At 44.2% G+C, this 13,942-nt stretch carries 12 protein-coding genes and 1 tRNA gene; 10 read left to right on the forward strand and 3 right to left on the reverse strand.

What is annotated here, in order from left to right; genetic code table 11:
• Positions 1–239: 239 nt before the first annotated feature.
• The 4 genes from nagA to asnB all read left to right on the forward strand — a co-directional run bounded on the left by nagA (position 240) and on the right by asnB (position 6,146).
• Complete coding sequence (gene nagA, locus VNE01S_RS07255; protein WP_053395210.1) at positions 240–1,376, forward strand: N-acetylglucosamine-6-phosphate deacetylase; 1,137 nt, start codon at positions 240–242, stop codon at positions 1,374–1,376.
• A 2-nt stretch (positions 1,377–1,378) separates the two neighbouring features.
• Entirely contained in the window at positions 1,379–2,593 is a 1,215-nt protein-coding gene (gene nagC, locus VNE01S_RS07260; RefSeq protein WP_053395211.1) for a DNA-binding transcriptional regulator NagC, read from the forward strand.
• A gap of 86 nt (positions 2,594–2,679) precedes the next feature.
• Positions 2,680–4,269: a cation:proton antiporter domain-containing protein gene (locus VNE01S_RS07265; protein WP_053395212.1), complete on the forward strand. Its 1,590-nt coding sequence runs from the start codon at positions 2,680–2,682 to the stop codon at positions 4,267–4,269.
• Between the two features lie 212 nt (positions 4,270–4,481).
• Positions 4,482–6,146 (forward strand): asparagine synthase B, encoded by a 1,665-nt coding sequence (gene asnB, locus VNE01S_RS07270; RefSeq protein ID WP_053395213.1) that lies wholly within the window; start codon positions 4,482–4,484, stop codon positions 6,144–6,146.
• Between the two features lie 38 nt (positions 6,147–6,184).
• Here asnB and rfaH read toward each other — a convergent pair whose 3' ends face one another.
• Positions 6,185–6,679 carry a transcription/translation regulatory transformer protein RfaH gene (gene rfaH, locus VNE01S_RS07275; protein ID WP_053395214.1) on the reverse strand — a complete coding sequence of 165 codons (495 nt, stop codon included), beginning with the start codon at positions 6,677–6,679 and terminating at the stop codon, positions 6,185–6,187.
• Between the two features lie 310 nt (positions 6,680–6,989).
• On the opposite strand from rfaH, the gene VNE01S_RS07280 reads away from it, so the two are divergent.
• Both VNE01S_RS07280 and VNE01S_RS07285 read left to right on the forward strand, forming a co-directional pair.
• Positions 6,990–8,387 carry a peptide MFS transporter gene (locus tag VNE01S_RS07280; protein ID WP_053395215.1) on the forward strand — a complete coding sequence of 466 codons (1,398 nt, stop codon included), beginning with the start codon at positions 6,990–6,992 and terminating at the stop codon, positions 8,385–8,387.
• A 240-nt stretch (positions 8,388–8,627) separates the two neighbouring features.
• Positions 8,628–9,491, forward strand: a complete 864-nt coding sequence (locus VNE01S_RS07285; protein ID WP_053395216.1) for a TraB/GumN family protein — start codon at positions 8,628–8,630, stop codon at positions 9,489–9,491.
• A 210-nt stretch (positions 9,492–9,701) separates the two neighbouring features.
• Here VNE01S_RS07285 and VNE01S_RS07290 read toward each other — a convergent pair.
• Positions 9,702–9,778, reverse strand: a tRNA-Pro gene (locus VNE01S_RS07290).
• A 266-nt stretch (positions 9,779–10,044) separates the two neighbouring features.
• On the opposite strand from VNE01S_RS07290, the gene VNE01S_RS18870 reads away from it, so the two are divergent.
• From VNE01S_RS18870 to rluF, 3 genes are all read left to right on the forward strand, one after another.
• Complete coding sequence (locus tag VNE01S_RS18870; protein WP_082331666.1) at positions 10,045–10,185, forward strand: DUF3149 domain-containing protein; 141 nt, start codon at positions 10,045–10,047, stop codon at positions 10,183–10,185.
• A 145-nt stretch (positions 10,186–10,330) separates the two neighbouring features.
• A complete protein-coding gene (smrA, locus tag VNE01S_RS07295) occupies positions 10,331–10,912 on the forward strand; it encodes a DNA endonuclease SmrA (RefSeq protein WP_053395217.1) in 582 nt (193 codons plus the stop codon).
• 93 nt (positions 10,913–11,005) lie between these two features.
• Positions 11,006–12,037: a 23S rRNA pseudouridine(2604) synthase RluF gene (gene rluF / locus VNE01S_RS07300; RefSeq protein ID WP_053395218.1), complete on the forward strand. Its 1,032-nt coding sequence runs from the start codon at positions 11,006–11,008 to the stop codon at positions 12,035–12,037.
• Between the two features lie 59 nt (positions 12,038–12,096).
• On the opposite strand, the gene upp is transcribed toward rluF, so the two are convergent.
• The gene (upp, locus tag VNE01S_RS07305) at positions 12,097–12,723 is read right to left on the reverse strand and encodes a uracil phosphoribosyltransferase (RefSeq protein WP_053395219.1); all 627 of its coding nucleotides are present in this window, start codon (positions 12,721–12,723) and stop codon (positions 12,097–12,099) included.
• Positions 12,724–12,900: 177 nt separating this feature from the next.
• Between upp and purM the strand changes: the two genes are divergently transcribed.
• Complete coding sequence (gene purM / locus VNE01S_RS07310) at positions 12,901–13,941, forward strand: phosphoribosylformylglycinamidine cyclo-ligase (protein ID WP_053395220.1); 1,041 nt, start codon at positions 12,901–12,903, stop codon at positions 13,939–13,941.
• Position 13,942 lies beyond the last annotated feature (1 nt).

Raw genomic sequence — 13,942 nt, forward strand, 5'->3', positions numbered from 1 at the left:
CGAAGTGGCGTCATGCCTTATCAGGCAGTGCATCAATGATAAGTTGCCACATAGTGCACTTGTTGCGACGAGATTCATTATTTCGCCCGTGCACCCTATTTAAATGAGAAAAATTTTTCGTTTGCTAAAGATATTTTCCAATCTAATTGAAGCGCTCGAATAAAGTTCAGATATTTTGCATATTGCCCCAATTAGATGATTGAAAGTTTTAAGAATTCAAACATAAGGACTAGCTCACCATGTACGCGCTAACAAATTGTAAAATCTATACCAGCAGCGATGTTCTGGTTGACCACGCTGTAATCATTAACAACGGTCTAATCGAATCGGTATGCTTAACATCTGAACTTCCTGAAGGCATCGAACTTCGGAACCTGAATGGTGCGAACCTCAGCCCAGGATTTATTGACCTACAGCTCAATGGCTGTGGCGGTGTGATGCTTAATGACGAAATAACCGCAGATACAATGCAAATCATGCATCAGGCAAACCTTAAATCTGGCTGCACCAGTTTCCTTCCAACGCTGATCACTTCATCAGATGAAGATATGCGCCAAGCAGTTGCGGCCGCTCGTGAGTATCAGGATAAATACCAAAACCAATCTTTAGGCTTACACCTTGAAGGTCCGTACCTGAACGTTGAGAAAAAAGGTATTCACAGCATCGACTATATTCGCTCGTCAGATGAAAATATGATCGACTTCATTTGTGAAAATGCGGATGTCATCGCCAAAGTAACGTTGGCTCCCGAACACAATGAACCAGAGCATATCGAGCGACTCAAAAAAGCAGGCATTGTGGTGTCAATTGGTCACACTAATGCGACATACGCTGAAGCGCGTAAAGGGTTTGAAGCTGGCATTACCTTTGCCACTCACCTATTCAATGCAATGACACCAATGGTCGGCCGCGAACCAGGCGTAGTCGGCGCTATTTACGATACGCCTGATGTATACGCAGGTATCATCGCAGATGGGTTCCATGTTGATTATGCAAACATTCGTATAGCTCACAAAATTAAGGGCGAAAAATTAGTATTAGTGACCGATGCCACAGCTCCTGCAGGCGCTAATATGGATTACTTTATTTTTGTTGGTAAGAAAGTATATTACCGTCATGGTAAGTGTGTTGATGAAAACGGCACGCTTGGCGGCTCAGCACTCACTATGATTGAGGCAGTTCAAAATACTGTTGAGCACGTCGGTATCGCTTTGGACGAAGTACTTCGAATGGCAACTCTATACCCTGCAAAAGCAATTGGTATGGACAGCAAACTAGGCCGAATTAGAAAAGGCATGGTAGCAAACCTTACTGTATTCGATCGTGACTTCAACGTTCAAGCGACAATTGTTAACGGACAATACGAGCAAAGTTAAGAATGAATGGCGGACAAATAGGTAACGTAGATTTAGTAAAACAGCTAAACAGTGCTGCAGTGTATCGGTTGATTGACCAGCAAGGTCCTATTTCAAGGATCCAAGTTGCTGACGTTAGCCAACTGGCCCCTGCCAGTGTTACAAAAATCACCCGCCAACTTTTAGAGCGCGGCCTAATCAAAGAGGTCGCGCAACAAGCATCCACTGGTGGACGACGAGCGATTTCTCTAACCACAGAGATCGAACCTTTTCATTCTATTGCGGTACGAATCGGGCGCGATTACATCCAATTTAGCCTTTACAACCTAGGCGCCGAAGAGCTGGCCTCTGACTACACCGAATTTTTCTACACCACCCAAGAAGAGTTGGTTGAAGGCCTGCTAAGCCACCTCAAGCAGTTCATAAGCACGAACCACAGTATTATTAATCAGCTGATTGCTATCGGTATCGCCCTTCCTGGCCTAGTAAACCCTGAAACTGGCGTGGTTGAATACATGCCAAATATTTCGATTGATAAACTAAGCCTAGCTGAACTAGTAAAAAACACCTTTCATGTGGAGTGTTTCGTTGGCAACGACGTAAGAGGGATGGCACTGGCAGAGCACTACTTTGGCGCAAGTCGCGACTGTCAGGATTCAATTTTAGTCAGCGTCCATCGAGGTACTGGTGCGGGTATTATTGTTAACGGTCAGGTGTTTTTAGGCCATAACCGTAATGTTGGTGAGATTGGCCATATTCAGATCGACCCACTAGGCGAGCAATGCCAATGCGGTAATTTTGGCTGTTTAGAGACGGTCGCGGCCAACCCGGCAATCATTGAGCGCGTGAACAAGCTGATCGCTCAAGGCTATGAGTCTAGCTTAACCACCTTAGACACTATCACTATTGGTGATATCTGTGAGCACGCTAATCTGGGTGATGAGCTGGCAAAACAAAGCTTAGTAAGAGTAGGAAATCAATTAGGTAAAGCCATTGCTATTACTATCAACCTATTCAACCCACAAAAAATTGTCATCGCGGGTAATGTCACTCAGTGTGAGGAAATTATTTTCCCGGCAATTCGTCGAAACGTCGAAAATCAATCGCTAACAACGTTCCACAAAAACTTGCCTATCGTGGCATCAGAAATTGACAAGCAACCGACACTCAGTGCATTCGCTATGATTAAACGCGCGATGTTGAACGGCGTTTTGTTACAAAAATTACTGGAAGATTGATCGCTTACGCAATTAGTTGAGTTAGAATAGAAGGCTGTGTCGAAAGACCCAGCCTTTTTCTTTGGGATCAAAATATAAGAACAAATATGGAACTCATTCTAATCTCTGCCGCCTTTCTTGCTGGCTTTATCGCTCTAAAGTTAAACCTCCCTCCCCTAGTCGGCTTTTTACTTGCTGGCTTTGGCCTCTATGCATTCGGCTTCGAAAGCAATGACACCATCGTGACTTTGGCGGATCTTGGTGTCACGCTTCTACTTTTTACCATTGGTCTGAAGCTTGATATTAAAACCCTTCTCTCAAAAGAGATTTGGGCCGGAGCAACCGTTCATAACCTTGCTTCAACGGCTATTTTTAGCATTGCCCTATTCTGTTTTAAATTTTTAGGGATCAGCTCACTGGCAAGTATGTCGATTGATCAAATTCTATTGCTTGGTTTTGCTCTTTCGTTCTCTAGTACCGTATTTGCTGTTAAATCATTGCAAGAAAAAGGCGAAATGAACGCCACTTACGGTACGTTGGCGATTGGTATCTTGGTTATGCAGGATATTTTTGCCGTTATCTTCTTAACCGCGTCAACGGGTAAATTGCCAGAATGGTATGCCATTGGACTATTCGCACTGCCTTTCCTAAGGCCACTATTCTATAAAGTGCTGGATTTAGTTGGTCACGGAGAAATGCTCGTCCTTTTGGGCATTTTCTTTGCCCTCGTTGTGGGCGCAGGTTTGTTTGAACTGGTAGGGATGAAGCCCGACCTCGGAGCCCTGATCCTAGGTATGTTATTAGCCGGACATAAAAAAGCGTCTGAATTGTCTAAGTCTCTATTCAACTTAAAAGAGCTGTTTTTAGTCTGTTTCTTCCTTAATATCGGGCTATCAGAGCAACCAACATGGTCAGGGTTTGCCTTGGCCATACTGTTTATGCTGATACTTCCGTTAAAAGCAATCCTTTACTTTGTTGTCATCAACGCATTCAAGTTCCGTGTGCGAACCTCCCTTTTGGCATCACTGAGCCTATTTAACTATAGTGAGTTTGGTCTCATTGTCGGTGGGTTAGCCTTCAAGATGGGATGGATGAGTGGTGATATCTTAGTGGCCATTGCGATTGCAGTATCGATGTCCTTCATTGTTGCAGCCCCAATGAACCGATATGGCCACAGGATTTACCAACACTCCAGTCACTGGCTAAGAGAGCACGCAGCAGAAAAACTCAATACTCGAGACAAACTTATTAACCCTGGGCACGCGCAAATTCTAATTCTTGGTATGGGACGAATAGGTACTGGTGCTTACGATGAGCTGAAAGCAAGATACGGAAATATCAGTTTAGGTATTGAGGTTCGTGAAGATGCTGCACAGCAACACCAAGCTGAAGGACGTAACGTTATCGCCGGAGATGCAACCGACTCAGATTTCTGGGAACGTATCTTGGACACTACCAATGTGAAACTGGTACTGCTATCCATGCCTCACCACCAAGGTAACCAAATCGCGCTAGAGCAGTTGCAACGCCGGAACTTTAAAGGTCAAATTGCGGCTATTGCCGAGTACCAAGATCAACTTGATGACTTAGTTGAAAGCGGCGTAGATGCGGCCTTTAATATCTACAGTGAGGCTGGTAGTGGTTTTGCTAGGCACGTGTGTAAACAACTACAACCTTCATTTACCCCGTCCAAATAAGTTCACTATAGGCTGCCACAAGGCAGCCTTTTTATTGTTTTTGTTCGATTATCAGTCTCAACATAGAAAAAATTCACAAAACAAACCATTAAATTAAAAAATATCCATATCAATGGGCTTTTTATTATTTTTTTAATTAACAATGGTTGCTTTTTTTAATCTGGATGGCAAATTGGTGCCAACGAGTTAAAGAAAATTTAAAGGGAAGTCGTATGTGTTCTATCTTCGGTATTTTAGATATTAAAAGTGATGCTCAAGCTCTTCGCCCGGTAGCTTTAGAAATGTCTAAAAAGCTGCGCCACCGTGGTCCGGATTGGTCAGGCATTTATGCATCAGAAAAAGCGATTCTTGCGCACGAGCGTCTAGCGATTGTTGGCTTAAACAGTGGTGCTCAGCCTCTTGTTAGCCCAGATAAGAAACACATCCTTGCGGTTAACGGCGAAATCTACAATCACAAAGAACTTCGCGCACGTTACGAAGGTGAGTACGACTTCCAAACAGATTCTGACTGTGAAGTCATTCTAGCGCTTTACCAAGATAAAGGCGTCGATCTTCTAGAAGACCTTAACGGCATTTTTGCTTTCGTACTTTATGATGAAGAAAAAGATCAATACCTAGTTGGTCGTGATCACATTGGTATCATCCCTCTTTATCAAGGTCACGACGAGCACGGCAACTACTATGTAGCGTCAGAAATGAAAGCACTGACCCCTGTATGTAAGACCATCAGTGAGTTCCCTCCTGGTTGCTACTTATCATCGGCAGATTCAGAGCCACAGCGTTACTACATCCGTGACTGGAACGAGTTTGATGCTGTTAAAGATAACATGACTAGCAAGGAAGACTTAACCGAAGCTCTAGAAGCAGCAGTAAAACGCCAGCTAATGACTGATGTACCTTACGGCGTACTTCTATCTGGTGGCCTAGACTCATCTATTACGTCTGCTGTAGCAAAACGTTTTGCCGCAATGCGAATCGAGGATGATGAAAAATCTGAAGCTTGGTGGCCACAACTTCACTCATTTGCAGTTGGCCTAGAAGGTGCTCCGGACCTAAAAGCAGCACGTGAAGTCGCAGATAAGATTGGTACAGTTCACCACGAGATGACATACACTATTCAAGAAGGCTTAGACGCTATTCGTGATGTTATCTATCACATCGAAACTTACGATGTAACAACGATTCGTGCCTCTACGCCTATGTTCCTGATGGGACGTAAGATTAAAGCGATGGGCATTAAGATGGTTCTTTCTGGTGAAGGCGCGGATGAGATTTTTGGCGGTTACTTGTACTTCCATAAAGCGCCAAACGCAAAAGAGTTCCATGAAGAAACCGTTCGTAAGCTACTTGCTCTTAACATGTTCGACTGTGCTCGTGCTAACAAGTCTTTGGCAGCGTGGGGGGTAGAAGGCCGCGTACCATTCTTGGATAAAGAATTCATCGATGTAGCAATGCGACTAAACCCTGCAGACAAAATGTGTGGCAACGGTAAAATGGAAAAACACATCCTACGTGAGTGTTTTGAGCACTATCTACCAGACTCTATTGCTTGGCGTCAGAAAGAGCAGTTCTCAGATGGCGTTGGCTACGGTTGGATTGACACACTGAAAGATGTTGCTGAAGAGCGTGTAACAGAGCAGCAGCTAGAAACGGCCAAATACCGCTTCCCGTACAACACACCGACAACAAAAGAAGGTTACATGTACCGCGAGATCTTTGAAGAGCTGTTCCCACTCCCATCTGCAGCTGAGTGTGTTCCAGGAGGCCCTTCTGTTGCGTGTTCGTCTGCAAAAGCGATTGAATGGGATGAATCATTTAAAAACTGCGTCGATCCATCAGGTCGCGCCGTTCAAACGGTACATAACGATTCATACTAATAATTAAAAAAAGAGGCACTGTTTAGTGCCTCTTTCTCTTATATATCTAAGTGTTTGTTATCAATGCAGACTTCAACGGGTTTGTTGATCATTTTAACAAGCAGAATCGAGCGTGTTTCACCGTCCGGTTCTTGATAAATTGCTTCCATACCAGAAAATTGACCTCCCGCGATTTGAATCACATCACCTCTGTCTGGTACTGAATCACTATGAGTCTGACCCTGAAGTTGTTCGATGTCTCTCAAAGTGTCAATCAAACTATCCTGAAGTACTTGTGGGTGTGGTCCAACCCGAACGAAATCAACAACACCACGCGTCGATCTTATTGTTGTAAACGTTGGGCCAAGCTTAACGTCAAAACGAGCAAAAACGTAAGAAGGGAAAAGTGGCTCCGATTTAACTTGCCTTTTACCACGTGTAATTTTCTCTATCTGGATTTCCGGGTAGTAGCACTCGACTCCCTGGTTTTCCAAATGCACCTTCGCGCGCTGCTGCTCACTGCGTTTGCAGTAAAGCAAATACCATTGTTTCATTATACTAGCCAATCATCTTTGTTTTTTTCATCTTAGCATTTTGCCGATGGGAAGTAAGGTGGCAAATGGTGATAGTTTAATCAGTAAATAATCCAACTTCATTATCCTTATGAAATATCAAAACCCAAATTTGCAAGATAAGTTTGATGTATTTCACACTTACTGTAAATGCGCCTACATTCCCCTTCATTTCAAATACTTAACTCATTTTTTCTTTAATTTTTAATTTTTATTCATTTGCAGTCCTTTTCTCCATTATGTATACCTAACTAAACATTAAAATCTATAATCAAATACATTAGAAGAATTTATGGCAAGCACACAACAATTTCTTGGCCACCCTAGAGGATTATTCCTCTTGTTTGGCACTGAGCTGTGGGAACGATTCTCATACTATGCAATGCGCGCGATCTTAGTGCTCTACTTAACCGACACAACAATCAATGGCGGAATGGGCTGGTCAACAAAAGACGCGCTACAACTTTATGGCACTTATACCGGGCTGGTATACATTACGCCATTAATTGGTGGCTGGCTCGCTGACAACTACCTAGGACAGCGTCGCTCCATTCTTATTGGTGGTGCCTTAATGGCATTGGGCCAATTCACGCTCGCCATGCCAGCAGATGCAATAGGCTTGAGTTCTCTTCACTCATTTTACCTAGGACTTGCTCTGTTAATCTCTGGTAATGGCTTATTCAAACCCAATATTTCCACTATGGTTGGCGACCTTTATCAAGACGGGGATAACCGTCGAGATGGTGCCTTCACTATTTTCTATATGGGTATCAATATTGGTGCATTGTTGGCTGGCGTTGTTTCTGGCTCTGTCACAAACGAGTTTGGCTGGAAAGCAGGCTTTATTGTTGCTGGTCTAGGTATGATTGTCAGCTTGATCATGCAAATGACACTGGCTAAACCGTGGTTGGGTGACATCGGTGTCGTGCCTGCTGCAACGCGAGATCTTGAGAAAAAAAGCAGCAATAAAAAGCAGCCACTGACAAAAGAAGAAGTCGACAGACTCAAAGTTATTCTGGTTATGGGGCTGTTTGTGATCGTTTTTTGGGCTGGCTTTGAACAAGCTGGCGGTCTAATGAATATCTATACTCAACAATACACTGACCGCATGATTGGTACCTTTGAAGTCCCTGCCGCATGGTTCCAATCTCTTAACCCATTTTTCATCATCACGCTAGCACCCGTCTTAGCGGCTCTGTGGGTGAAATTGGGTAAACGAAACCCTAATTCACCTGTTAAATTCGCTCTGGCTCTCTTCTTTTTGGCATTAGGCTTCCTATGCATGATCGGCGCCGTTATGGAGCAAGGTGGTGATACCACTGTCAAAACATCGATGCTTTGGCTCGTCGGAGCTTTCTTTTTCCATACTCTGGGTGAGTTATGCCTTTCTCCTATTGGCCTATCAATGGTGACTAAGCTCGCACCACTTCGACTAGCATCATTAATGATGGGGGCATGGTTTGGCTTTAACGCGATTGCCAACTATGTCGCTGGCCTGATTGGCTCTCACGTTGGAGAACTGGGCGCTCTACCTATCTTTAGTGGCATCGCTGTTGCAGCAACACTATCTGGTGTTCTGTTACTGATGTTCTCGGGCACTTTGGTTAAATGGATGCACGGCGCTGAATCTAATGCGTCGACAACTGAGGCTCAAGAAGAGCTAGCTGAAACGCAAGCTCAACTAGCTTAAGAGATGTAAAGCGGTCAATGCACTAGGCGTGGCCGCTTTTATTGCTTTGCAAATAATCCCTGTCGCATACATATAATCCTCCCTTAATACCTAAACTCGGTTTTACTCTCAAAATAGCAACCAAAAGCTTACCCACCTACTGTTCTCCCTTACACTATTTTTAATAGCTAAGCTTCTTTGCTGCTTTAATCCTACCGGGCTAGAGTGTAAGGAAGTTTTAAATAGGATCAGGGATATATTATGTTCAAACACTTTTTGGCAGCACTGGTGCTGATTTCAACGTCAATTAACGCAGAACCTCTCTATTGGAAAGCGGAAAAGGGAGCATTAAGTTATTTGATTCTTGGTTCAGTGCATGTTGGCGATCAAAGTATGTTTCCCTTACCAATCGCCATCACAGACACATTGCGGTCTAGCTCTGGTCTGATTGTGGAAACAGATATCAGAAAAAGCCAAGGGATCACATATCCTGAGATGACGATATTTAGTCGAGATGTTCTCACTCTCTCTCAGCAAGACAAGTTAAAAAGTATCGCTGAACAATTAGGTATAAACCCCAAAGAATTGCTCAATACTGCCCCTTGGGCCGCTGCGTTGGCGATTCAAATGAAGCAAATTGAACGCTTAGGTTACCGTACCGATGATGGTGTCGATATGCGGCTCGTGTATAAAGCAACCGCAAAAGACGTTCCTGTACTGAGTCTCGAACCACTGCAATTTCAGATTGACCTTTTAACAGGGCAGAAAGAGGGCGGGAAAGAGCTCCTGATTAGTGCTGTGGAGGACTTCGCTCATGCGGATGGCGCCACTCATTGCCTTATTAATAGCTGGAAAGCAGGAGACTTAAGTAAACTTAGCGAGTTTGCCCAGCTAACCGAAATGTCGCCAGAGTTTGAAAACGCCTTTATCTTTGCGCGAAACCAAGCTTGGGCGAACAAACTTTCTAACCCGACTTGGTTACCTGAGCCACAAGGAACATACGTAATGGTAGTGGGAAGCCTGCATCTTGTAGGCAAGCAAAACGTATTGAGCTTGCTTGAGAACAAAGGGTTCAGCGTGACTCAGCTATCTAAAAGCAAATCGGTCAACTGTACATTCAAATAAGGTATTGCAGAATAACTCAATCACTGCCCCTTTATTCTAAATAACGGCTAAGCCAGAAACGAAAAAACCAGCATTTCTGCTGAAGCTTCAGAATATGGTCGGTGAAGAGGAATTCGATCGGACTGGCGTTCCAGCCCCCACACTTCGTTCACAAACAATGGCAGCACAAAACGAAAAAAGCCCCAGCATTTCTGCTGAGGCTTTAGAATGTGGTCGGTGAAGAGGGATTCGAACCCCCGACCCTCTGGTCCCAAACCAGATGCGCTACCAAACTGCGCTATTCACCGATATGTCTTTGTTAGGCCTATCGCCTGTCGACGGATGGGTATATTACGGATTCTGACTCTCAACGCAAGCCATTTTCCTAAGTTTTTTAAAAAATCAATTCAACTGACTAAAACGTCATCACCGGGCCACAAATTGTGAGCAAAAACACATCAGCAAAAACAAATGCGCAACCAAAAGACAACAATTGATCCAGATCAGTGTTGCATATTCATGCACGGTTTATTTTTACTCCTGTCAACACACTTTGATTTGGATGGAGAAAACTATGGACTTTTGGCTTGAACTCCTATTTGGTAATGCGGTAGGTCTTTCTTCAATGCTCGTCATTTTCGGCGCTTTAGGTCTAATGCTGTTCTACGGCGGTTACTTCATCTACAAGGTGATGAACGACAAATCTCCTCACTAGAAGTCGCTTAGCCCTATTTTTGAAATAGAGATTCGCTTTGCACCGAAGTAGATACTTTGTCTACTTCGGTTTTTTATTTTTCTAAACAACATCAATCTATCATTGGTATACTGGCAATACTGTTTACCTACTCTGAGATGTCGTTATGTCTCACGATGATGATTTTGCTCTCTTTCAAGAAATGATGGGTGATGTAAAACCTATCAAACACGATACTGCTGAACACAAAAAGCAACACTGCGTTTCTGAAGCCCAGCTAGCCAAACGCGAAGCAGCGATGTGGCTAACAGAAGATGACCCAGAATACCTATCCATCGATCATGCTCCTATGATTAAACCTGAAGACATTATCGAGTTTAAAAAAGATGGTGTACAAGAAGGTGTATTCCGCAAACTCCGACTAGGAAAATACCCCATCCAAGCACGCTTGGATCTACATAAAAGAACACTGAAGCAAGCCCGCGACGAAGTTGTTCAATTTTTAAAACAATGTATGAGAATGGATATTCGAACCGTAGTGATCGTGCACGGACGCGGTGAGAAGTCTAACCCTCCTGCTTTGATGAAAAGTTATGTAGCCCAATGGTTACAACAAATCAATGAAGTTCAATGTGTGCACAGCGCTCAGCGCTTTCATGGCGGTACTGGCGCCGTATATGTCCTGTTGAAAAAAAGCGCTGATAAAAAAAATGAAACACGCGAACGTCATCAAAAGCGTTTGGGGTAAGTAAAGCTAAATGCTAGAATGTGAAAGCAGCCAACGTGGCTGCTTTTTTATTTCCACGATCACGCCGTTGTGAAACGTTAGAGAGAGACACTCATGTCACAAGATGCAGCAAAACGACTTAATAAATTCATTAGTGAAACCGGCTATTGCTCTCGCCGAGAAGCCGATAAGCTCATAGAGCAAGGTCGAGTAACTATTAATGGCAACGTGCCAGAAATGGGGACAAAAGTGATACCTGGCGATGATGTGTGCGTAGATGGCAAACCTGTTAGTGCTAAAGAAGCGCCTATCTATATTGCGTTAAATAAACCAACAGGCATCACCTGCACAACCGAACGAGATGTTCCTGGCAACATTGTCGACTTTATCGGTCACAAAAAACGCATTTTCCCTATCGGGCGCTTAGATAAACCTTCTGATGGCCTGATCTTCTTGACCAACGACGGTGACATCGTCAATAAAATCCTTCGTGCAGGTAACAATCACGAGAAAGAGTACGTTGTACGCGTTGATAAACCAATAACGGATGACTTCATCAAGAAAATGGGCGCAGGTGTCAACATTCTGGATACTGTGACTCTCCCCTGCAAAGTGACCAAAGAGACCAAGTTCTCATTCCGAATTATCCTGACACAAGGCCTAAACCGCCAGATTCGCCGTATGTGTGAAGCATTAGGTTATGAAGTATTTAAGCTTCGCCGTGTGCGAATCATGAATATCTCTTTGGATGGCATTCCTAACGGGCAGTGGCGTTACCTCACTGACGCTGAAGTAGCGGAGATACACGCAATGTGTGAAGGTTCTGTAAGTACAGAAGACGCTTCCAAACGTAGCAGCCAAGGTAAACACATTCGCAAAGCGACCGATGCCAAGCTTTACGATAGCCGTGAAGAAAACCAAGAGTCCAAAGCACGCCGCAATCAAAAACAACGCACGTTTAAAGGGCGTAATGCTGATGAGTTACGTCACGCTCCAAATTCCAAAAAAGGCCGTCACGGTAAACCAAACTCAAGCAACCGCAATAACGAAGGAAAAGGGAAAACGGCTTACAAGCCTAAAGCGCCTAATCAACAGCGTCCAGCAAACAAACCTCGTACTGGCGGCACGCTAAGCTTGAAGAAGTAAATAGAAAACCAGATACAACAAAGGGGAGCAAGTGCTCCCCTTCTTCACTTCTATGTCGATTACTTAGTACCGAAGATCTTATCGCCCGCATCACCCAGACCTGGAACAATGTAGCCTTTATCGTTTAGCTTCTCATCAATAGAAGCCGTGTAAAGCTCAACATCAGGGTGCGCTTTTTCTAAAGCTTCCACACCTTCTGGCGCCGCAACAAGAACAAGAACCTTAATTTGGTTACAACCTTTCTCTTTTAATAGGTCGATAGTCGCGATCATCGAACCACCAGTCGCTAGCATTGGGTCAACAACAAGCGCGATACGCTCGTCGATGTTTGACGCCAGCTTGTTAAAGTAAGGTACAGGCTCTAGTGTCTCTTCGTCACGGTAGATACCAACAACACTAATACGAGCACTTGGCATGTGTTCTAAAACACCATCCATCATACCCAGACCCGCTCGTAAGATAGGAACTACCGTCACTTTCTTACCTTTAATTTGGTCAACTTCCACTGGACCATTCCAACCGTCAATGGTTACTTTTTCCGTTTCAAAGTCTGCAGTCGCTTCGTAAGTCAGTAGGCTACCTACTTCTGTCGCCAGCTCGCGAAAGCGCTTAGTGCTGATGTCACCTTCTCTCATTAGACCAATTTTGTGTTTAACAAGAGGGTGTTTTACTTCAACAACTTTCATTTCCATCTCCGGGTATATGATGATTTTTAAACAAACCTTCAGATTATAAACGATTTCATTAACAATTTCTTGCGATAGAACAAAAGAAAAAACCTGCGCAAACGTTTGCTATATAGGTTTGTCCGCTGTTAGAATAGCGCCGTTTTCATCCCCACTTTCAAAACCGAGGACTTCACTGTGAGTGCTAATAACACTTCTCTAAGCTATAAAGATGCTGGCGTTGATATTGATGCAGGCAACGCACTTGTTGACCGTATTAAAGGTGCTGTAAAACGCACGCGTCGCCCAGAAGTTATGGGTGGTATTGGTGGCTTTGGCGCACTATGTGAACTGCCAACCAAATACAAGCACCCTGTTCTAGTTTCAGGCACTGACGGTGTAGGCACGAAGCTGCGTCTTGCCCTTGATATGAACAAACATGACACCATCGGTATCGATTTGGTTGCTATGTGTGTCAACGATCTGATCGTACAAGGCGCTGAGCCTCTATTTTTCCTCGACTACTACGCGACGGGTAAACTAGATGTTGATACAGCAGCAGACGTAGTTTCTGGTATTGCAGATGGCTGTTTGCAAGCAGGCTGTTCATTGATCGGTGGTGAAACTGCCGAAATGCCGGGCATGTACGAAGGCGAAGACTACGACGTAGCAGGTTTCTGTGTTGGTGTCGTTGAAAAAGACGACGTTATCGACGGTACAAAAGTTGCCGCGGGCGATGCACTTATCGCAGTCGGTTCAAGTGGCCCCCACTCTAATGGTTACTCTCTTATCCGTAAGATCTTAGAAGTATCTGGTGCTGATAAAGCCGAAGAGCTTGAAGGGCGCACAATCGGTGAGCACCTTCTGGAGCCAACTAAGATTTACATCAAATCTGCTCTTAAGATGATCGCTGAACATGACATCCACGCTATCTCGCATATTACAGGTGGCGGTTTCTGGGAGAACATCCCACGAGTTTTACCTGAAGGAACCAAAGCCGTTGTTGATGGCAACAGCTGGGAATGGCCTGTGATTTTCAAATGGCTTCAAGAAAAAGGTAACGTAGACACTCACGAAATGTACCGCACATTTAACTGTGGTGTTGGTCTAGTCGTCGCTTTACCTCAAGATCAAGCGGAAGCAGCGGTAAAACTACTGAACGCAGAAGGCGAAAATGCGTGGGTAATTGGCGAGATTGCACAAGCTGAAGCTAGCGAAGAACAAGTAGAGATCAAGTAAT

The organism is Vibrio nereis NBRC 15637 (assembly GCF_001591105.1).
Taxonomy (GTDB): domain Bacteria; phylum Pseudomonadota; class Gammaproteobacteria; order Enterobacterales; family Vibrionaceae; genus Vibrio; species Vibrio nereis.